We start from the raw sequence: 19703 nt of genomic DNA, 5'->3' as shown, positions 1-19703 counted from the left end.
CCCGCAAGCAGGGGAAGGCAAGTTAATTTGGTAGGTTTAAGACTCCTGTAGTTGAATTTTAGTTACAAAAAAGGCGACCAAGCATGATCTGCCTGCCGCCTTTTTTACGCTAATTATTTGGTACCGTAAGTATCTCCTAATTTCGCTTTGTGTTTGCCTTCTTCAATCATCACGATGAAGAGCAAGATGACCGCTAAGATACCACCGCCGATCATCACGTAAAAACCGCCGTCCCAGCCGTAGTGTTGGGCTGCCCAACCGATAACTGCTGATGCAGACACGGTACCGCCTAAGTAACCGAATAAACCGGTGAAACCTGCTGCGGTACCTGCCGCTTTTTTCGGTGCAAGTTCAAGAGCGTGCAAGCCGATTAGCATCACAGGGCCGTAGATTAAGAAACCGATTAAGGTCATCAAAATAAAGTCGGTTAATTGGTATGGGTTTTCATACCATGCGCTGTAGTTTGCAAGCTCAGCTTCCGGTGTTGCAGGGTTCATCCAGTATGTGGCTACCGCTGCGGTGGTTAAAATCATAAAGATGAAACCGGTTAAGCCACGTTTACCTTTGAATACATGGTCAGATACCCAACCGCAAAGTAATGTACCCGGAACGGCCGCCAATTCATAAATGGTGTATGCCCATGCGGTACCTTTGATGTTGAAGTGTTTCACTTCACTCAAGTAAACCGGAGACCATTTCAATACGCCGTAGCGGATTAAGTAAACGAACACGTTAGCAATGGCGATGTACCATAATAATTTGTTTTTCAATACATAAGTTACGAAGATTTCTTTTGCGGTTAAGTCATTTTCGTAAGTTTTTTCGTTATAGTCATCCGGGTAGTCGTTACGCCATTTTTCGATGGAGGGTAAACCACAAGATTGTGGGGTATCACGCATCACGAAATATACCGGAATTGCACAGATCATGGCAGCAATACCAGGATAGTATAAGGATTGTTGCCATACGTCTTTGGCTTGCGCTTCCACACCGTGTGTACTGAAGAAAATCGCACTTGCCAATAACACCATCGCACCCGGCATCATACCGCCGATGTTGTGCGCAGTATTCCAAATGGATACGATAGTCCCGCGTTCAGATTTAGACCACCAGTGCACCATGGTACGACCACATGGAGGCCAGCCCATTCCTTGGAACCAACCGTTTAAGAAGATCATCACCCACATAATGGCGATGCCGGAAGTTGCCCATGGGAACAAGCCCATTAAGGTCATACATAAACCGGAAAGTAATAAACCGAACGGTAAGAACACGCGCGGGTTAGAACGGTCTGACATCCCCGCCATCACGAATTTTGATAAACCATAGGCTAAACCTGCCGCAGAACCGATAACACCCAACTCAGCTTTTGAATATAAACCGGCTTGAATTAAACCCGGCTGTGCCAAGTCGAAGTTTGCACGCACAAAATAATAAGCGGCATAACCGAAAAAGATCCCGGCAAATACCTGCCAACGAAGACGTTTATAGGTGGAATCAATTTTGTCTGCCGGCAGCTCCGCAATGTGTGGAGCCGGTTTAAATGGACCAAACATAAAATTCTCCAATGTTAATTAAGTCAAATTGTCTTTTATGAAGAGCACGGTGGAATAATAAAAGAAATCCAAAAACAGAAAAGAATATTTATGGGATTTTGTGAGAAGTATCACAAAAATACCTGTCATTTGATTGTATGCGAAATGATAAAGCGCAAAAACCCAAAAGAAATATTCCTTTTTGCGCATAAAAATGTAGGGGAATACGGGAATAAATAATTAGTTTTAGTTTTTTGGCAAAGAAAAAGTGCGGTTGTTTTTCAAGGTGTTTTTTGAGGAGAATATGAAACGATAAGACGAAAAGGTTTCCGTCTTATTCACGCTGGATGGCATTATTTTAAGCGCTGCCGCACGATTTCAAATAAACACACGCCGGTGGCAACGGAAACATTGAGAGAAGAAACGGAACCCATCATTGGAATGCTGATTAATTGGTCGCAGTGTTCGCGGGTTAAACGACGCATTCCCTCGCCTTCCGCGCCCATCACCAGGGCTAATGCGCCGGTCAGTTTGGTTTGATACAGCGTTTCCGTAGTTTCGCCCGCGGTGCCGACAACCCACACATTATGCCGTTTCTGCAATTCACGCAAGGTGCGGGCAAGGTTGGTCACGCGAATAAGCGGCACATTTTCCGCCGCACCGCATGCCACTTTACGCGCGGTGGAATTCAATTGCGCCGATTTATCTTTCGGCACAATCACCGCATTCACGCCCGCCGCATCGGCAGTACGCAAACAAGCGCCCAAGTTATGCGGATCCGTCACGCCGTCCAATACCAACAATAAAGGCGTATTTTGCTGTTCCAGCAAACGATCCAAATCATGCTCGTTTAATTCCGGTAAGGAATGCACGCGCGCAATAATACCTTGATGCACTTCGCCTTCGGCTTTTTTATCCAGCGTTTGGCGGTTTAAAAATTGAACGGAAATCCCCAAACGCTGAATTTCATTAATTAACGGTTGCAAACGTTGATCATCGCGTCCTTTTAGCGCCCAGACTTCAATTAAACGCTCCGGATAATGGGTCACAAACGCCTTAACGGCGTGGATGCCATAAATGGTTTCACTCATGCTTTGTTCTTCGCCTTCTTATTCTTAGCTGCGGCTTGCGGGTTCGTTTTAGAAACGCCATTATTTTTGACCGCACTTTTCTGTGGTTTCGTTTTTTTCTTTTCAACGGGTTGCTTTTTCGCTGACTTTTTAGAGGCTGCGGTTTCGGCTTTCTTCGCTTTGGTTCTCGCCGTTTTGCCACTGCGTCTTGGTTTACGTTCACTGTCAATCAGGGCAAAATCAATTTGTTTTTGTTCCAGATTCACCGCGTCCACCCGCACTTTCACCACATCGCCGATACGGAAGATCATGCCGCTATTTTCACCGATAAGACGCTGTTTCGGCATATCGAACAAATAATAATCGTTCTCCAGCTCGGAAATATGTACCAAGCCGTCAATAAATAAGTCGTTTAAGCGGACGAAAAAGCCAAAACCGGTGACGGAGGAAATCACGCCGTCAAATTCTTCACCCACATGATTCTGCATATATTCGCATTTCAGCCAATCCGCCACTTCCCGGGTGGCGTCATCGGCACGACGTTCCGTGGCGGAACAATGGACGCCGCAGACATCCATTTCGTCAAGCTGATAATGATAACCGCCGGTGTCGGTGGTTTTACGTTTGGAACCTTTCTTTTTCGCCAATAAATATTTGATACTGCGGTGTAAAGTTAAATCGGGATAACGGCGGATCGGCGACGTAAAATGTGCGTATTCGCTCAATGCCAAGCCGAAATGTCCGATATTATCGGCGCTATACACCGCCTGGCTCATGGAGCGCAATAACATGGTTTGAATTAATTCGCGATCGGGGCGCGTTTGGATTTGTTCCAGCAACGCGGCATAATCCATCGGCGTCGGTTTATTGCCACCGCCCAGCGTTAAGCCACATTCCGCCAAGAAACTGCGAAACGCCGTAAGTTTTTCTTCCCCCGGCAACGCATGAATGCGATACAGCGCCGGTTCCTGATTTTTCTCCATAAAATTGGCGGCGGCAATATTCGCCAGAATCATACATTCTTCAATGATTTTATGGGCATCGTTGCGCACTACCGGCTCGATACGTTCAATACGCCCCAACGCATTAAAAATAAATTTACTTTCGATGGTTTCAAATTCGATGGCGCCCCGCTGCTGACGGGCTTTCACCAGCGCCCGATACATATCGTGAAGTTCTTGTAAATGCGGTACTAAAGGCGCGTAACGCTCGTAAAGTGCGGTGTCTTTTTCTAGTATTTTTGCGACTTTGTTGTAGGTTAAACGGGCGTGTGAGTTCATCACCGCTTCGTAAAATCGGTAGTCCGTCATTTTGCCTTTAGCGGAAAGCGTCATTTCACACACCATGCACAGCCGATCCACCTGCGGATTTAAGGAACATAGCCCGTTGGAGAGCTTTTCCGGCAGCATCGGCACCACCCGATTCGGGAAATACACAGAGTTGCCTCGATTATACGCTTCCAAATCCAAGGCGCTTTTCGGTCGAACATAATAGCTCACATCGGCAATCGCCACCCACAGTTTCCAGCCTTTGCCTTGTTTTTGGCAGAATACGGCGTCGTCAAAATCGCGGGCATCTTCGCCATCAATGGTCACCAGCGGCAAATCACGCAAATCCACGCGCCCGCGTTTTGCCTCTTCCGGCACCTCTTCCTGCCATTTTTTAAGTTGTTTTTCCACCGCACTTGGGAACGCGTGAGGAATGTCATGCTTGCGAATGGCAATTTCCACTTCCATCCCTTTTGCCATGTTATCGCCGAGGATTTCGGTAATTTTACCGATCGGCTGGAAGAACGGGGCGGTGCGCGGGTTCAGTTCCACCACCACAACCTGCCCCATGCGCGCGCCAAGGCGGGCTTCGTCGGGGATTAAAATATCGCGTGTAATACGGCTGTCATCAGGCACCACATAACCGATGCCCTGTTCTAAGAAAAAGCGACCGACAATTTGCTTTTTGTTCGCCTCCAATAAACGCACGATGCGCACCTCAGGGCGACCTTTACGGTCAAATCCGTTGGCTTGCGCCAGTACGTAATCACCGTGCATAACTTTTTGCATTTGCACATTCGGAATGAAAAAATCCTCTTTTTTCCCTTCCACCTGCAAAAAGCCGAAACCCTCCCGATGCCCGATAACCATGCCTTTGAGCAAATCCAGTTTTTCCGGCAAAGCATAGCGTTTGCGCTTGGTAAACACCAACTGCCCGTCGTTTTCCATGGCGCGTAAACGGCGACGCATAGCTTCCTGCTGCTCTTCGTCGGAAATCGCGAGGGCTGCAAAAATCTCTTCTTTGCTCATAGGAGAGTTTTGCTTGCGGATAATTTGCAGGATAAATTCGCGGCTCGGAATCGGGTTGTCATATTTCGCCAATTCCTTTGCGTAATTCGGATCCTGCAAAGGGGATTTATTGTGTTTTTTCGCCATAATTTTTCATCAGTCAAATAAAGTGCGGTCAGTTTACACCCTGTTTTGACTAAAGCAAGGGAAATGATGTGGCAAACGCGTGCTGCTGACCTTTAAGAAACCTTGAACGTAAAGGTTTTGCACAGATTTTTTTACCTTATTTATACAAAATTTTCTGTTATAACCCTGCATTTTTTGGTACATTTAGTACAATTTTTTTGACGCTCAAATGTGAGCATTCTTTATTCAATTCAGCTAAACGGAATTCCTATGCTATTTAAAAAAATTCGCGGTCTGTTTTCTAACGATCTTTCCATCGACCTGGGTACGGCAAACACCCTTATTTATGTAAAAGGTCAGGGTATTGTCCTTGACGAACCTTCCGTAGTAGCCATTCGCCGCGATCGCAGTGGTTCTCTGAAAAGTATCGCTGCAGTCGGTAAAGAAGCGAAACAAATGTTAGGTCGTACGCCAAAAAGCATTGAAGCCATCCGCCCGATGAAAGACGGGGTTATCGCCGACTTCTTCGTCACCGAAAAAATGTTGCAGTATTTCATTAAACAAGTGCACAGCGGCAATTTCATGCGTCCGAGCCCACGCGTATTAATTTGCGTACCGGCAGGCGCCACCCAAGTAGAACGTCGCGCCATTAAAGAATCCGCAATCGGTGCCGGCGCCCGCGAAGTATATTTAATCGAAGAGCCGATGGCGGCGGCAATCGGTGCGAAATTGCCGGTTTCCACTGCAACCGGTTCCATGGTGATCGACATCGGCGGCGGTACCACCGAAGTGGCGATTATTTCCTTAAACGGTATCGTCTATTCTTCTTCCGTACGCATCGGAGGTGACCGTTTTGATGAAGCCATCGTGTCTTATATCCGCAAAACCTTCGGTTCCATTATCGGCGAACAAACCGCCGAACGAATTAAAAAAGAAATCGGTATCGCCTACATTCAGGAAGACGATGAAATCAAAGAAATGGAAATTCATGGCTCTAACATTGCTGAAGGGGCGCCACGTTCCATTACGCTAAGTTCCCGTGATGTGTTAGAAGCGATTCGTCAACCGCTTAGCGGCATCGTTGCCGCCGTACGCACGGCGCTTGAAGAATGCCAACCGGAACACGCCGCTGATATTTTTGAACGCGGCATGGTGCTAACCGGCGGCGGTGCGTTGTTACGCAACATCGATGTGTTATTAGCCAAAGAATCCGGCGTACCGACTATCGTTGCAGAAGAACCGTTAACCTGCGTGGCACGCGGTGGTGGTGAAGCACTGGATATGATCGATATGCACGGCGGCGATATTTTCAGTGATGAAATTTAATTTAAGCTAAACTCAACGAAAAGTGCGGTGAATTTTAACCGCACTTTTATTTAGCCCGGATTAAACAGAATGAAACCCATATTCGGTAAAACCCCTCCCTTAGGATTAAAACTTTTTTTTGCGGTCACCGCCTCTATCGGTTTAATCCTCTCCGACGGTCAAACCGCAGCCATGATTCAAACCCGTGGTTTTCTTGAAACGGCGGTGGGCGGGCTTTATTATTTAGCCAATACGCCGCGTACCGTACTGGACGGTGTGTCTGACAATTTGGTGGATACCAACAAGCTGCAAATCGAAAATAAAGTCTTAAAAACGCAGCTACGCGAAAAAAATGCCGATTTGTTATTGCTTGATCAGCTTAAAGTGGAAAACCAACGTTTACGTTTGTTACTCAATTCACCCCTACGCATTGACGAATATAAAAAAATTGCCGAAGTGCTTACCGCTGAAATGGACGTTTACCGCCAGCAGGTGGTGATTAATCAAGGGCAGAAAGACGGTGCTTATGTAGGACAACCTATCATTGATGAAAAAGGCGTGGTAGGACAAATTATTTCTGTCGGTGAAAATACCAGCCGCGTGCTGTTGGTTACCGATGTAACCCATGCCATTCCGGTACAGGTATTGCGTAACGATGTGCGTCTGATCGCCAGTGGAACCGGGCATAGCGACGAACTGACGCTGGATAACGTGCCCCGTTCGGTAGATATTGAAAAAGGTGATTTATTGGTAACGTCAGGGCTAGGTGGACGCTTTTTAGAGGGCTACCCTGTTGCCGTTGTAGAGTCAATCTCCCGCGACGGACAAAATTACTTCGCCACCGTCACGGCAAAGCCTTTGGCATCCATTGATAAATTACGCTATGTACTTTTACTCTGGCCAACGAATGAAGATATGCGTAAAGCGAAATCCATCACGCCGGAAGAGGTCCGCAAAGCAGTGCAGCAACGTTTAGAAAATCAAGGTAGCGAAGCCAATAAAGTGAAAAAAGCTGTGGTACCGACTGAGAATAATGAGACGCTAAATACGCCTACTGATACGCCGGAAGATCTCCAACCGGAAACAGCGCCCGATACTTCGGGAGAAAATAATGCACCTGCACCGGTTATTCCGAGCGAACAACCACAGAGAGAAGAAAATTAATGGAAGGTCGTTTTATTTTTCAATGTTTCGTATTAAGCACGATTTTTATCATCGCCTTGGTGATGGAAATTGCGCCTTGGCCTGTGGGTTTTCAAAGTTTTAAACCGACATGGATCGTGTTGGTTTTCACTTACTGGACATTATCTATTCCACATAGAGTCAACATCGGTCAGGCATTCATTATCGGTATCATTTGGGACATGGTACTTGGCTCAACCCTTGGCATTCACGCATTGGTTCTTTCCGTTTCTGCTTATTTAATCACTACCTACCACCTGATTCTGCGTAACCTTTCCTTATGGATGCAAAGTTTGTTAGTTGTCGCATTAGTGTTTGCCGTTCGTTTAAGTATTTTCTTTATCGAATCACTCCTGCACGACGCCAGCTTTAATTGGCAGGAAATTTTCGGTGCCTTAATCAGTGGCATGCTCTGGCCGTGGATGTTTTTATTATTAAGAAAGGTCCGCTACCGGTTGGGAATTGATTAACGAATTGAAATAACAATTCGGCGTTAAAACGCATTTTTTTATGGCCGCATTTTATGTAGCTATGTAACGAAAAAGGCTTGGAATTCCCAAGCCTTTTTTAGTTTGTAAATTATTCACCCAAACGTTCTTTGATACGGGCAGATTTGCCTGAACGTTCACGCAGGTAGTAAAGTTTCGCTTTACGCACAGCACCTTTACGTTTCACAACGATGCTGTCAACAGCCTGAGAGTGAGTTTGGAATACCCGTTCAACACCAACCCCGTTGGAAATTTTGCGTAAGGTAAATGCGGAATGCAAGCCACGGTTACGAACTGCAATAACCACGCCTTCGAACGCTTGCAAACGACGTTTGCTACCTTCAACAACCCATACTTTAACTTCTAATGTGTCACCCGGACGAAAGCTAGGCACGTTTTGTTTTAACTGTTCTTGTTCAAGTTGTTTAATGATGTTAGACATTTTTTGATCCTTTTTGATCCTAGATTTAACTGAGTTTACCGTTATATTCGGCTTGCGCCTGTTTTAACAGCTTACGTTGTTCGTCAGTCAGAGCTAGGCCTTCCAGTAGCTCAGGGCGTCGTAACCATGTTCTCAATAACGATTGTTTCAACCGCCATTTGCGAATTTCTTCATGGTGTCCTGACATCAGCACGGGAGGCACGGCCAATCCGTCAAGCACTTCAGGGCGCGTATAATGCGGACAATCAAGCAATCCCTCGGCAAAGGAATCTTCCTCCGCGGAAGCCTGTTTACCGAGTACACCAGGAATAAAACGGGCAACGGCATCAATTAACGTCATTGCCGGCAATTCACCACCGGTTAATACATAATCACCTACCGACCATTCTTCATCAACCACGGTTTCAATCAACCGTTCGTCAATGCCTTCATAGCGGCCGCATAACAAAATCAATTTCTGATTTTGGGCTAATCCCTCTACACCCGGCTGGTCAAGTTTGCGACCTTGCGGTGAGAGATAAATCACTTTTGCGCCTTCGCCTGCTACCTTTTTTGCTGCGTCGATGGCATCCTTTAACGGTTGCACCACCATCAGCATTCCGGGACCTCCGCCGTAAGGGCGGTCATCTACGGTTTTGTGCTTATCGTGCGTAAAATCCCTCGGATTCCAGCACCGCACTTGTAACAGATCTTGCTTAACAGCCCTGCCGGTTACCCCATATTCCGTAATTGCTTTAAACATTTCAGGGAACAGACTTATTACCCCAATCCACATAATTTAGCCTTAATTCATTGAGCCTTATGTTAATGTTACCGCAAAGCGCTACGGCATACCTGAGATTAGAAACCAGCGTCCCAATCCACTGTAATCGTCTTAGTGGCGAGATCGACTCTTTTAACTACTTGTTCATACAAAAACGGAATTAACCGTTCTTGTTTTCCGAAAGCATCTTTTACGTTGGCTTTGACCACCAACACATCATTGGATCCGGTTTCCATCATCTCGGTCACCGTTCCCATGGCATAACCCGCCAGATTCACCACCGTACAACCGATTAAATCATGCCAATAGTAGTCGCCTTCTTTCAACTGCGGAAATACCGATAAATCCACACCGATTTCCACATTTGCCAGAATTTGTGCCGCTTCACGATCATCCACGCCTTTTAATTTAACGATCAGTTCGTGATTATGATGACGCCAGTTTTCCGGTTCTGTCGGTTGCCATTGTCCCTTGATTTTTAAAAACCAAGGTTGATAGTCAAAAATGCTTTCAGCTTGTTCTGTGGATGAATAAATGCGTAACCAACCGCGAATACCATAAGTCGAACCTAATTTGCCGACAGTTTCGATTCTTTGTTGTTGCATCTTCATCACCTCTTAAAAAGTAAAATTAAGCGGCTTTTTGCACTTCTTTTACTAAACTCGCGACGCGATCGGATAATGAAGCACCTTGTCCAACCCAGTGGTTAACACGGTCTAAATCAATACGAACACGTTCTGCTTTACCTTGTGCGATTGGATTGAAGAAACCAACGCGCTCAATGAAACGACCGTCACGCGGTGAACGGCTGTCAGCAACAACGATTTGGTAAAATGGGCGTTTTTTAGCTCCGCCACGAGATAAACGAATGGTTACCATAACCTTCCTCTAATAATTTGATTACAAAAAAGAAAACCCTCAAATATCGAAAGTTAAATGAGAGTTAAACTTACTTTTTTCTCTGTATATATAGACAAAAAGCCTGTGGATTTTACTCTTTTTCGCATAAAAAGCAAGCTGAAATCCATGTTCAGGTTCGGTGAGAAGAGGATTTTTTGCAATGAATGCGGAAAAAGTGCGGTTGTTTTTCCGAGTGTTTTTTAAGGCGTCATTTCTACAGCCCTAACACCTGTTTAATCAGTTGCTCTTTTCGCAGCCCCATTTTATTCGTTGCCGACAAGCCAAGCCCGATGATCGCCACTGAATACCTGCATCAGTAACAACATTTTAGCCACTCCCACTTTGCCTTCGTAATAACGCAAATAACGATATTCACCGAAACCAAAGCCGGATTGTTAATATTGTGAAATTTCCTGTTCTAAAGGTAAAAACACCAATACGCATTCGGGCTGAAAACTTGAATTTTGGTTCAATTAAGCGCACGTGTCCGCCATCAGTTTTTCAATATCGGCAATTTCTTTCGGCGCAGCGGAAGTGAGGTTTTTGTTGCCGTAGTTGGTAATCAGTAAGTCGTCTTCAATGCGAATGCCGATGCCTTTGTATTGCTCCGGAATATCAGCGTCTTTGGATAAATACAAACCCGGTTCCACCGTAATCACCATGCCCGGTTCCAACGTGCGACTGCGGTTTTCGCCGTATTCGCCCACATCATGCACATCCAAGCCGAGCCAATGCCCTAAGCCGTGCATATAAAATTCACGATAGGCTTTTTGTTCGATCAATTCATCCACATCGCCTTTCAGAATACCTAAACGCACCAAACCTTCGGTTTTAATGCGAATTACTTCCTCGTTCACTTTCGCAATGGAGCTGCCGGGCACCAACAATTCAATGGCGCGTTTTTGCGCTTGCAGTACGATGTCATAAATGGCTTTTTGCGCCTCGCTGAATTTACCGTTCACGGGGAAAGTGCGGGTAATATCCCCCGCGTACATGGCGAATTCACAGCCTGCGTCAATCAGCACCAAATCGCCGTCGCGCAACGGCATATTGTTTTCCGAATAGTGCAAAATGCAGGCATTTTCGCCGCCCGCAACAATGCTGTTGTAAGCCGGATAACGCGCGCCGAAGCGGTTAAATTCGTGTAAAATGTCACTTTCCACTTCGTATTCCAAACGGTTCGGACGGGTTTGTTGCATGGCTTTAATGTGCGCCAACGCGCTGATTTGCCCCGCTTGTTGCATCAGCGCAATTTCATTTTCCGATTTGAACAGGCGCATTTCGCCCAGCATGTACTTCCAGTTAAAAACACCGGAAAATTCCACCGCACTTTGCTCCAGCAACGCATCGCCCCAAGGTTGTTGCTTCGGTGCGTAGTAGAGTGCGGTCTGTTTTTGCGCTAAATTTTTAAACTGCGAAATAAAGTCTTCAATAGCATAAGCACTATCCACTAGTAGCGTCTGCGGCGCATTTTCCATGCCAAGGCGGCGACCGTTCCAAATTTCCAGCAATTTATCGGACGGGCGTAAAAATATAATCGCTTGTTGTTCACCTTGGTGTTTACGCAATAATAAAGCGGCATTCGGCTCATTAAAGCCGGTTAAATACCAGAAATAGCTATCCTGACGGAACGGGTAATCGCAGCCATCGTTGCGACGACGCTCAATATCGGAAAACACCAAAAACAGGGAATTGTCCTGCATTTGCTCAAATACTTTAGCCCGGCGTTGCGCGAATTCTTCCGGCGGTAACGCAGCCATATACGCGAGATCCATAGTTTGTCCTTATATTAATGTAAAGTCGGTTGTTTTTCTTCAGTTTGATTAAAATGGGTGAAAAATAAGGTGGCGATGGTGCGCACATACTCCACGATTTCTTCCACCGCCTGCGCCAGTTCTTCCGGGTCATCTTCATCATCATAGCCTAATTGGCAAATGTCGCGTAAATCTTCCACCGCTTCGCCGATGTCGCCTTTTTCTTTGTCCAAATGCGGTTGCGCCAAGCCTAAACCGAGCAAAAAGTGGTTCGACCATTCCGCTAAACCGTCTGCCTGTTCGAACACGTTTTCCGTTTCCGGCAGGCAAAGCTCAAAATCAAAACTTTCATTGTCGGCTAATTGGCGACGAATTTGCTGATAAATGTCGCTAATTTGCTGCAAAAGTGCGATGGGATAGGCGTGATTATCATTGGTGAATTGGTAAAGCAACGGTTGCCAGCTTTGATCCTGAACACCGCCACAAATTAAACCGCTCAAAAAGCCGTGTAATTCGGCGGCGGAAAGCGGAATGGAAGCTTGACGGAGTTGTTGATTCAGATGTTGATAAAAAATTGTTGTCATTGAAATTATCCTTGTTGAAATTGCCCTTAGTTTATCACTCTTCACACAAGGCGACCAATACTCCGCAGGGATTTTCAAGAGAATTTGCGAACGCTCACAACCGGTTTAGAAATTGGCAAGCTTTTCCGCCTGTGGCATAATACGCGCAATTTTGATTAATGGATTTGGGGCAAAAAATGTCATCGACGAAAAGTATTGAAATCTCCGTATTAGGGCAGCTGTTACGTTTAAATTGCCCGGAAGAACAACATGACGCATTACGCAGCGCCGCCCGGGAATTGGATCAGCGCGTGTCGGAAATGAAAGAACGCACCGGCATTCTGCAAGTGGATAAAGTGCTCTCCATCGTTGCCCTGAATTTAAGTTTTGAACTCATGCAGGAACAGAAAAAAACGCATTTAATTGAGGATGTATTGAAAAATAAAATCCTGCGTCCGCTGGATCATTCTCTCGAAAATATCGGTGCGCCGAAGTTCAATTCCTGAGAATTTCACCGTGATTTCAGATAACTAAAAGTATTCTGAGAAAAAGAGTTTGTGCTAGTCATTAAACGTAATTTCGAGTAGTATTAAATAAAAGAATTTCCTGAGGTGTTCGCCAGTGGGTTACGTCCCTGAGCCGATACTTTTAATCTTATGAATTGGTTTCCTGTCATTGGTGTGCAGGCTTAGCTCGACTAAGAAGCCTAAAAATGATTTCAACTAATTCCCTTGAACCGTAGGGTTCAAGGACCGACCACCCGCAACGGCACCTCGGGGTCTCCTACCAAATAATACCTATGCAAGCACATCCTTCAACCGCCACAGTTCGTCAACAACTTCGTCAGCAAATGCGAAAAACGCGCAGAAAACTGACCGCACTTCAACAGCAACAAGTCGCTAAAAACATCACCGAACAGGCGTTAGCGCTCATTGAACAGCATCATGCGCAACATATCGGACTTTATCTTGCCTTTGACGGCGAAATTTCCACCCAACCGCTCATTGAACGATTATGGCAGCAAGGCAAAAATGTTTATTTACCGGTGTTACATCCGTTCTGTCGCGGGCATTTATTGTTTCTGCGCTATTTGCCGGACACCCCAATGAAACAAAATAAATTCGGCATTTTAGAACCGCATTTGAATGTGCAAAATGTGCTGCCGTTGGCGCAATTAGACATGATTTTCACCCCGCTGGTGGCGTTTGACAAACAGGGCAATCGCCTCGGCATGGGCGGCGGGTTTTATGATCGCACGTTACAACACCGACAACATCGTTTCATCGCCGTGGGTTTGGCGCATCAATGTCAGCAGGTAGAAACGTTGCCGGTAGAAAGCTGGGATGTGCCGTTAGAACACATTCTGGCGGGATAAAAAAGCAAAACCTCCGAAAATTCGGAGGTTTTTTGTTATTGTTGTGGCGCTTGAAGTTCCGGCTCTTTCGGTTTTTCCGGCTCGTCAAACTTCTTGCCTTCGTTCGCGGCAATTACCTTCGCCGTTTGATCCGCCAAATGCTTCAAGTTCATCTTTTCATAAGATTCCTTCATAAGCGGCAATGCGTCCAACGTAGCTTGTGTGTCCGGATACAGTTTTAACATCGACACCACGCGATTTGCCGTCGCCACATAGGCATCCCGTTTAAAATAGAACTTGGCAATTTCCAATTCATGACGGGCAAGACTGGCTTTAATGTAAGTCATACGCGCCAACGCGTCCGGCGTATAAGGGCTGTTCGGGAAATGATTAACTAAATTCTGAAAGTTGGCAAAGGCGGTTTTGATTGAGGTATTTTCACGGGTAGCGCGATCCACGCCGAAGAAATCCTGGAAGAAATTATCGCCCAAGGCGGAATTGGTTAAACCTGCCATGTAAAGGGCGTAATCCAAGTGACTGCTGTTCGGATAACGTTGAATGAAGCGGTCAATGGTTAGCAAGGTTTCGCTATAATCTTGAGATTTGTAGTACGCGTAAATTAAATTCAGTTGCACCTGTTCGCCGTAGGAACTGCCCGGGAAGCGGTTGCTTACCGCATTAAAATAACGAATGGCTTGGGAATAATCGCCATCCTGCAAATAGGTTTGACCGGTAGTATATAAGGTTTGCTCAGGGGCTTGTTCCACATCTTGTTTTGAACTTGAACATGCTGTTACCGCCAACGCCATGGCAGTAAGCAATGCAAAGGATTTAAGTTTACGCATTGGATAGAATCCTTATTTTTACGAAAAATGATAAATGGGTTACAATTGCCCGACATTGTATAGGACATTGCTAAATAAGCAAACTTGATTAACGGATTTTTTATTTATGGCACAAATTACTCTATCGGCGACCGTGCAATCGCATCAAATGGGACAACGTTTAGACCAAACCCTGGCGGAATTGTTCCCCGACTACTCCCGCTCCCGCTTAAAGACTTGGATCGAGGAAGATCTGGTGTTGGTTAACGGTGTTGTGCAAAATGTGCCGCGCAGTAAAGTTTACGGTGACGAGCAAATTGAAATTACCGTAGAAATTGAAGACGAAACCCGCTTCGAGCCGGAAAATATTCCGTTAAATATCGTGTATGAAGACGACGATATTTTGGTTATCAACAAGCCGAAAGATTTGGTGGTTCACCCGGGCGCCGGCAATCCGAGCGGCACGGTGCTGAATGCGTTGTTATACCATTACCCGCCCATCGCCGAAGTGCCGCGCGCCGGCATCGTTCACCGTTTAGACAAAGACACCACCGGCTTAATGGTGGTGGCGAAAACCATTCCCGCGCAAACCCAGTTGGTGCGCGACCTGCAAAAACGCAAAATCATCCGCGAATATGAAGCGGTTGCCTGCGGTATCATGACCAAAGGCGGCACGGTGGACGAACCCATGGCGCGCCACCCCACCAAACGCACGCACATGGCGGTACACCCGATGGGCAAACCGGCAGTGACCCACTATCGCATTATGGAGCGCTTCCGCGATTACACCCGTCTGCGCCTGCGTTTGGAAACCGGACGCACCCACCAAATTCGCGTACACATGGCACATATCGCCCACCCGTTACTCGGCGATCAAACTTACGGCGGTCGTCCTCGTCCACCGAAAAATGCAAGTGAGGAGCTGATGAGCGTATTACGCAACTTCAAACGCCAAGCGCTGCACGCCGTAATGTTACGCCTACAACACCCGATTAGTGGTGAAATGATGGAATGGTATGCGCCGCTGCCGGAGGATTTTGTGGAATTAATCACCGCCCTGAAAGCAGACTATGTGTTACACAAAGACGAACTGGATTATTAATATGCACGCAATCAACCCCAACTGGAACGCACCGCAGCAGATTCGGGCGTTCACCACCCTACGCCACAGCGGTGTGAGCCTTGCGCCTTATGATAGCTTCAATTTGGGCGATGATAAAAACGCCGTGAAAACCAACCGCACTTTATTGGTGGAAAAGTTTCACCTGCCGCAAATGCCCGTTTTCTTAAACCAAATTCACAGCACCAAGGTATTAAATCTGCCTTATCAGGGTGAAGATCTTAATGCCGACGCGGTTTACACCGACCAGCAGAACCAAGTCTGTTTAGTCATGACCGCCGATTGCCTACCCGTATTATTTACCAATCAAAACGGCACGGAAGTCGCCGCCGCCCATGCCGGTTGGCGCGGATTATGTGATGGCATATTAGAACAAACCGTCGCCCGATTCCGATGCCCGACCGATGAAATATTAGCCTGGTTAGGACCGGCAATCGGACCGACTGCGTTCCAAGTGGGGCAGGAGGTGATCGATCAATTCGTGGCGCAGGATCCCAACGCCAAACAGGCATTCATCGCCGATCCGAAAGAAAACGGCAAATTCCTCGGCAACTTATACCAAATCGCCACCCAACGTCTCAACGCCCTCGGCATCACCCAAATCAGTGGTGGAAAACATTGCACTTACCTTGAAGCGGATAAATTCTTTTCGTATCGACGGGATAACGCCACAGGTAGAATGGCGTCGGTGATTTGGATTGGGGAATAAAATCCTCATTTTGATCCAAGTGATGAGTTAGTCTGGATTAAGTAATCATTCTCCCTTAGAAAATTGAAAACAGCCCCAAAGGGGCTGAACCAAGCGTAACCGTGGGTAAATTTACCCACGGCAATTTCAAAATCCATCGCGAATTTCGACCGCACTTTTTATCTCCACATTAACGCTTTCCTTCCGTCTGTTTGATTTCCGGGGTGGTGTATAAGCGATGTTTGTACAAATAACTGCCTAACAGCGCGTGCGCCAAGGCTTCTTTCACCATGGCTGGCGGGACTTCCTCTTCCGTTAAGGTTTCAGTGCTTTTGTCATAGCGGTAGGTTTTGGCGCCCACTTTCGGGAACTGAAGCACCACGTCGTTGCCGCGCATGAGCGCCTGCACTTGGTCATACTGCATGATGGCGCGGTTCGGGTCGTTCGGTTTAGTGAGGTCGTAGCCGATCATCGGGTAATCGCCGCTGATGCCCGCCAAGGAAAGTAAAGTGGTCGGCATATCGAATTGGCTGACCAAACGGTCATCGCGGTGCGGTGCAATGCCGTCGCCCAGAATTAACGCCGGGATGTGGAAATGTTTAATCGGCATCAGGCTGGCGCCGGCAACGCGGGAGTCGTGGTCGGCAATCACCAAGAAAATGGTGTCTTTCCAGTAATTAGATTCCTTCGCCAATTTGAAGAAATGCCCGATGGCGTAATCGGCGTATTTTGCCGCATTGTTGCGGGTGGCTTTTGGCTGTTCGTAAAGCTCAATTTTGCCGTCTGGAAATTCAAACGGGTCATGGTTGCTGGAACTGAACACCAGACTGAAGAACGGCTTGCCTTCTTTTTGTAATTGGGTGAAGGTCTCGTTGGCTTTGGTGAACAGGTCTTCGTCGCTCACGCTCCAGGTGCCGGTAAAGGTCGGATTTTGATAATCCATTTGGTCGATAATGCGTTTGAAGCCGTTGCCGTAGAAAAAGCCCGCCATGTTGTCGAAGTGTTTTTCTCCGCCGTAAATAAAGGAAGTGTCATAGCCCCGTTGGCTTAATAATTGCGCTAAGGTGAAAAAGCCGTTTTGGCTGTTATTCAGTTTCACCACGGCGCGCGCCGGTGTTGGCGTGAAGCCTGCAGTCACCGCTTCAATGCCGCGTACGGAGCGGGTGCCGGTGGCGTATAAATTATCAAAAAGCCAGCCTTGCTGCGCCAGTTTGTCAAATGCCGGCGAAAGCGGCAAACCGCCTAAGGTGCCGATAAATTGCGCGCCGAAACTTTCTTCCAGAATAATCACGATATTTTTCGGTTTGCCCTGATAAGTGGCTTGATTACGGGTCAGCGTCGGAAATTCATCGGAAATATAAGCCTCCACCGGGCGGCTGCCGCTTTTCTTGATAATGTCCAGCATTTCCGCCGTTTCCATTTTGCCGTAAGATTCGGAAGACGTGCCTTCGTCTTTAAATTGCTGTGCCGCATAAATCACGGAATAGCCCGAATTCAGCACCAAGGAATTGACCATGGCGTCGGAAGAAAATGCCACCATCGCCGGGTTAATGCCGCGATGTTGCAGGCTGGAACGGGCGCCGAGAAAACTAACGGCAATCACCAATAACGCCACCAACGGGCGCCATTTCCAACTCATCGGCTGCATATCTCGCACCGCGCGACCGGCAAGCTTCCAATAAACCACCGCAGCAATTACCGTGAAAACGAGGCTCAAAATGACCGCACTTAAATGCCCTTCCATCAGCATGGTGAACACTTCTTTCGGGTAAATCAAATATTCGATGAACAGGCGGTTCGGGCGGTAATCGTAGGTATTGATGAAGGCGGGCGTGGAGAGTTCCATAAATAAAATGAACACGCTGCCGACAGTTAACCAGACGCGTAAAATGCCTTTCCAGATACGCCCTAAAGTGTTGTCATGATAGAACAATACGCTGAATAGTGCCGGCACACCGAACAGGTAGCACAAGGACACAATGTCCATACGTAAGCCTTGTAAAAACAGTTCGCCCCAGCCGTGGACGGCGTTGACGCGCTCTATTTGCCACAAAGACAGCCCAAGACGGGATAAGGTGAAAACAATCAGGTTAAGAAGACAAAAGAAAAAAATCGGATACAGCAAAGAATGCATTTTTTCCGTTTTAAACAGTTGACGTGACATGTCAATTCTCCAAATGCAAAAAATCCGCCCATGCGCTTTGGCGCAGGAACGGATTCATCATAATTTATTCGATCCAATGAACAATTTCATTAAGCGGTTTGCGTGCTTTCGGGCGTATGTCTTTGGCACGATAGCCGAATGTTGCCGCCACGGAAACCGCATATTTGTCCGCATTATAAGCGCCGGTTTGCGCCAGGATACGGTTTACTTCCGCATAGTTAAAGCCCTCAATCGGGCAGCTGTCGATGCCGATAAGTGCAGAGCCGGTCATCATGTTGGCAAGGGCAATATAGGTCTGTTTGCTTGCCCAGTCGAATAAAGTGCGGTCGTTTTCTAAGACGTTTATATCTTCTATTTGAAACTTTTTATAAATCGCCAACGCGTTTTGTAATTGTTCTTCATTTAAGCCGCGACGTAATAAATTGTTACGAAAATCTTCCGAATCATAACGGGCTTTTTTATTGGCTAAAATCACTACCACATGGCTGGCGTCGTCCAGTTGGGTTGCCATGCCCCAGCTCACCGGTTTTAAAGCTTGACGTAATTCAGGATTTTGAATCACTAAAAACTGCCAAGGTTCGGAGCCTACCGAGCTTGGCGACAAGCGACCGAGTTCTAAAATATAGTCGAAATCTTCTTTGCTGATTTTGCGGGCGGGATCGTAATAGCGCGTGGCGCAACGAAAATGGAACGCGTCTAATACTTGCTGTTTGGTCACGCTCATTGCAGTCTCCTTTCAATAACATAATGAGAAATAAGAATAAATTGTCATTCGGCTGCTTATTTTCCGCTTATTTCGTTTTCTGTCCAGTAAAAACGTTGTCATTTTTGACCGCACTTTTACGGCGTTAAGTAAGGTTCAATTTGCGGCGGAATGACTTTGGGACTAGGAATTAGAACCTGTTTATGGCGATTAAGTTCGCCTTTTTCCAATACAATGCTGCTTTTCGGTACTTTGAAAAGTTTACTGAGGAACTTGAGAAGATGGGCGTTTGCCTGCCCATCTACAGGCGGGGCGGTAATGCTGATTTTCAATTCGTCATCATGCAATCCGACAATCTGATCTTTGGCGGCTTTCGGTTGTAAGAAAATTCTCAGGCGCAAACCCGCGCCCTTTCGTTCCACTGCCGCCATGCTGTTGACCTTAGA

General features: G+C 46.7%; 20 protein-coding genes and 1 other RNA gene. 8 read left to right on the top strand and 13 right to left on the bottom strand.

Annotated features, from left to right (window positions below):
* Positions 1 to 113 precede the first annotated feature (113 nt).
* The 3 genes from glpT to rnr all read right to left on the bottom strand — a co-directional run bounded on the left by glpT (position 114) and on the right by rnr (position 5028).
* Complete coding sequence (gene glpT, locus A3CS_RS0101885) at positions 114 to 1556, bottom strand: glycerol-3-phosphate transporter (RefSeq protein ID WP_005544881.1); 1443 nt, start codon at positions 1554 to 1556, stop codon at positions 114 to 116.
* 332 nt (positions 1557 to 1888) lie between these two features.
* Complete coding sequence (gene rlmB / locus A3CS_RS0101880) at positions 1889 to 2626, bottom strand: 23S rRNA (guanosine(2251)-2'-O)-methyltransferase RlmB (RefSeq protein WP_005544885.1); 738 nt, start codon at positions 2624 to 2626, stop codon at positions 1889 to 1891.
* The gene (gene rnr, locus A3CS_RS0101875) at positions 2623 to 5028 is read right to left on the bottom strand and encodes a ribonuclease R (RefSeq protein WP_012820853.1); all 2406 of its coding nucleotides are present in this window, start codon (positions 5026 to 5028) and stop codon (positions 2623 to 2625) included. Before rnr ends, rlmB begins: the two co-directional genes overlap by 4 nt.
* Positions 5029 to 5277: 249 nt before the next feature.
* On the opposite strand from rnr, the gene A3CS_RS0101870 reads away from it, so the two are divergent.
* From A3CS_RS0101870 to mreD, 3 genes are all read left to right on the top strand, one after another.
* A complete protein-coding gene (locus A3CS_RS0101870) occupies positions 5278 to 6333 on the top strand; it encodes a rod shape-determining protein (protein WP_005540797.1) in 1056 nt (351 codons plus the stop codon).
* Between the two features lie 69 nt (positions 6334 to 6402).
* Positions 6403 to 7476: a rod shape-determining protein MreC gene (gene mreC, locus A3CS_RS0101865; protein ID WP_005544891.1), complete on the top strand. Its 1074-nt coding sequence runs from the start codon at positions 6403 to 6405 to the stop codon at positions 7474 to 7476.
* On the top strand, positions 7476 to 7964 hold the full coding sequence (mreD, locus tag A3CS_RS0101860; protein WP_005544893.1) for a rod shape-determining protein MreD: 489 nt from the start codon (positions 7476 to 7478) through the stop codon (positions 7962 to 7964). The genes mreC and mreD overlap by 1 nt, the downstream gene beginning before the upstream one ends.
* A 109-nt stretch (positions 7965 to 8073) precedes the next feature.
* Here mreD and rplS read toward each other — a convergent pair whose 3' ends face one another.
* The 6 genes from rplS to A3CS_RS0101830 form a co-directional block, all read right to left on the bottom strand.
* The gene (gene rplS / locus A3CS_RS0101855) at positions 8074 to 8424 is read right to left on the bottom strand and encodes a 50S ribosomal protein L19 (protein ID WP_019518183.1); all 351 of its coding nucleotides are present in this window, start codon (positions 8422 to 8424) and stop codon (positions 8074 to 8076) included.
* Between the two features lie 25 nt (positions 8425 to 8449).
* The gene (gene trmD / locus A3CS_RS0101850; protein WP_005544895.1) at positions 8450 to 9199 is read right to left on the bottom strand and encodes a tRNA (guanosine(37)-N1)-methyltransferase TrmD; all 750 of its coding nucleotides are present in this window, start codon (positions 9197 to 9199) and stop codon (positions 8450 to 8452) included.
* Between the two features lie 65 nt (positions 9200 to 9264).
* On the bottom strand, positions 9265 to 9792 hold the full coding sequence (gene rimM, locus A3CS_RS0101845) for a ribosome maturation factor RimM (RefSeq protein ID WP_005544897.1): 528 nt from the start codon (positions 9790 to 9792) through the stop codon (positions 9265 to 9267).
* 25 nt (positions 9793 to 9817) lie between these two features.
* Positions 9818 to 10066 (bottom strand): 30S ribosomal protein S16, encoded by a 249-nt coding sequence (rpsP, locus tag A3CS_RS0101840; protein ID WP_005540791.1) that lies wholly within the window; start codon positions 10064 to 10066, stop codon positions 9818 to 9820.
* Between the two features lie 494 nt (positions 10067 to 10560).
* The gene (pepP, locus tag A3CS_RS0101835) at positions 10561 to 11862 is read right to left on the bottom strand and encodes a Xaa-Pro aminopeptidase (protein ID WP_019518182.1); all 1302 of its coding nucleotides are present in this window, start codon (positions 11860 to 11862) and stop codon (positions 10561 to 10563) included.
* A gap of 14 nt (positions 11863 to 11876) precedes the next feature.
* The gene (locus tag A3CS_RS0101830; protein ID WP_005575001.1) at positions 11877 to 12425 is read right to left on the bottom strand and encodes a YecA/YgfB family protein; all 549 of its coding nucleotides are present in this window, start codon (positions 12423 to 12425) and stop codon (positions 11877 to 11879) included.
* 176 nt (positions 12426 to 12601) lie between these two features.
* On the opposite strand from A3CS_RS0101830, the gene A3CS_RS0101825 reads away from it, so the two are divergent.
* The 3 genes from A3CS_RS0101825 to A3CS_RS0101820 all read left to right on the top strand — a co-directional run bounded on the left by A3CS_RS0101825 (position 12602) and on the right by A3CS_RS0101820 (position 13779).
* A complete protein-coding gene (locus tag A3CS_RS0101825; protein ID WP_005589964.1) occupies positions 12602 to 12910 on the top strand; it encodes a cell division protein ZapA in 309 nt (102 codons plus the stop codon).
* Between the two features lie 94 nt (positions 12911 to 13004).
* Positions 13005 to 13188, top strand: a non-coding RNA gene (ssrS, locus tag A3CS_RS1000000111285) — 6S RNA.
* 15 nt (positions 13189 to 13203) lie between these two features.
* The gene (locus tag A3CS_RS0101820) at positions 13204 to 13779 is read left to right on the top strand and encodes a 5-formyltetrahydrofolate cyclo-ligase (protein ID WP_005544906.1); all 576 of its coding nucleotides are present in this window, start codon (positions 13204 to 13206) and stop codon (positions 13777 to 13779) included.
* 35 nt (positions 13780 to 13814) lie between these two features.
* Here the strand turns inward: A3CS_RS0101820 and A3CS_RS0101815 are convergent, their stop codons facing one another.
* Entirely contained in the window at positions 13815 to 14603 is a 789-nt protein-coding gene (locus A3CS_RS0101815) for an outer membrane protein assembly factor BamD (protein ID WP_005544908.1), read from the bottom strand.
* 106 nt (positions 14604 to 14709) lie between these two features.
* Here A3CS_RS0101815 and rluD point away from each other — a divergent pair, with 106 nt between their 5' ends.
* Positions 14710 to 15684, top strand: coding sequence for a 23S rRNA pseudouridine(1911/1915/1917) synthase RluD (gene rluD, locus A3CS_RS0101810; protein ID WP_005544910.1), 975 nt, complete (start codon positions 14710 to 14712; stop codon positions 15682 to 15684).
* Position 15685: 1 nt separating this feature from the next.
* Positions 15686 to 16411 (top strand): peptidoglycan editing factor PgeF, encoded by a 726-nt coding sequence (pgeF, locus tag A3CS_RS0101805; protein WP_019518181.1) that lies wholly within the window; start codon positions 15686 to 15688, stop codon positions 16409 to 16411.
* A gap of 169 nt (positions 16412 to 16580) precedes the next feature.
* Here pgeF and A3CS_RS0101800 read toward each other — a convergent pair whose 3' ends face one another.
* The 3 genes from A3CS_RS0101800 to yggU form a co-directional block, all read right to left on the bottom strand.
* On the bottom strand, positions 16581 to 18554 hold the full coding sequence (locus tag A3CS_RS0101800; protein ID WP_019518180.1) for an LTA synthase family protein: 1974 nt from the start codon (positions 18552 to 18554) through the stop codon (positions 16581 to 16583).
* Positions 18555 to 18618: 64 nt separating this feature from the next.
* A complete protein-coding gene (locus tag A3CS_RS0101795; RefSeq protein WP_005544916.1) occupies positions 18619 to 19278 on the bottom strand; it encodes an NAD(P)H-dependent oxidoreductase in 660 nt (219 codons plus the stop codon).
* Between the two features lie 116 nt (positions 19279 to 19394).
* A complete protein-coding gene (gene yggU, locus A3CS_RS0101790) occupies positions 19395 to 19688 on the bottom strand; it encodes a DUF167 family protein YggU (protein ID WP_005544919.1) in 294 nt (97 codons plus the stop codon).
* Positions 19689 to 19703 lie beyond the last annotated feature (15 nt).

It is taken from the genome of Aggregatibacter actinomycetemcomitans DSM 8324, assembly GCF_000372365.1.
GTDB lineage: Bacteria > Pseudomonadota > Gammaproteobacteria > Enterobacterales > Pasteurellaceae > Aggregatibacter > Aggregatibacter actinomycetemcomitans.
This window is presented reverse-complemented; position numbering and strand designations above follow the sequence as displayed.

Coding starts and splice junctions, on each gene's coding strand:
- A3CS_RS0101870 (WP_005540797.1), top strand. CDS start 5,278: ATGCTATTTAAAAAAATTCGCGGTCTGTTTTCTAACGATCTTTCCATC.
- mreD (WP_005544893.1), top strand. CDS start 7,476: ATGGAAGGTCGTTTTATTTTTCAATGTTTCGTATTAAGCACGATTTTT.
- glpT (WP_005544881.1), bottom strand. CDS start 1,556: ATGTTTGGTCCATTTAAACCGGCTCCACACATTGCGGAGCTGCCGGCA.
- rplS (WP_019518183.1), bottom strand. CDS start 8,424: ATGTCTAACATCATTAAACAACTTGAACAAGAACAGTTAAAACAAAAC.
- pgeF (WP_019518181.1), top strand. CDS start 15,686: ATGCACGCAATCAACCCCAACTGGAACGCACCGCAGCAGATTCGGGCG.
- yggU (WP_005544919.1), bottom strand. CDS start 19,688: ATGGCGGCAGTGGAACGAAAGGGCGCGGGTTTGCGCCTGAGAATTTTC.
- A3CS_RS0101830 (WP_005575001.1), bottom strand. CDS start 12,425: ATGACAACAATTTTTTATCAACATCTGAATCAACAACTCCGTCAAGCT.
- A3CS_RS0101815 (WP_005544908.1), bottom strand. CDS start 14,603: ATGCGTAAACTTAAATCCTTTGCATTGCTTACTGCCATGGCGTTGGCG.
- A3CS_RS0101820 (WP_005544906.1), top strand. CDS start 13,204: ATGCAAGCACATCCTTCAACCGCCACAGTTCGTCAACAACTTCGTCAG.
- pepP (WP_019518182.1), bottom strand. CDS start 11,862: ATGGATCTCGCGTATATGGCTGCGTTACCGCCGGAAGAATTCGCGCAA.
- trmD (WP_005544895.1), bottom strand. CDS start 9,199: ATGTGGATTGGGGTAATAAGTCTGTTCCCTGAAATGTTTAAAGCAATT.
- mreC (WP_005544891.1), top strand. CDS start 6,403: ATGAAACCCATATTCGGTAAAACCCCTCCCTTAGGATTAAAACTTTTT.
- rimM (WP_005544897.1), bottom strand. CDS start 9,792: ATGCAACAACAAAGAATCGAAACTGTCGGCAAATTAGGTTCGACTTAT.
- rluD (WP_005544910.1), top strand. CDS start 14,710: ATGGCACAAATTACTCTATCGGCGACCGTGCAATCGCATCAAATGGGA.
- A3CS_RS0101825 (WP_005589964.1), top strand. CDS start 12,602: ATGTCATCGACGAAAAGTATTGAAATCTCCGTATTAGGGCAGCTGTTA.
- rpsP (WP_005540791.1), bottom strand. CDS start 10,066: ATGGTAACCATTCGTTTATCTCGTGGCGGAGCTAAAAAACGCCCATTT.
- rnr (WP_012820853.1), bottom strand. CDS start 5,028: ATGGCGAAAAAACACAATAAATCCCCTTTGCAGGATCCGAATTACGCA.
- rlmB (WP_005544885.1), bottom strand. CDS start 2,626: ATGAGTGAAACCATTTATGGCATCCACGCCGTTAAGGCGTTTGTGACC.
- A3CS_RS0101795 (WP_005544916.1), bottom strand. CDS start 19,278: ATGAGCGTGACCAAACAGCAAGTATTAGACGCGTTCCATTTTCGTTGC.
- A3CS_RS0101800 (WP_019518180.1), bottom strand. CDS start 18,554: ATGTCACGTCAACTGTTTAAAACGGAAAAAATGCATTCTTTGCTGTAT.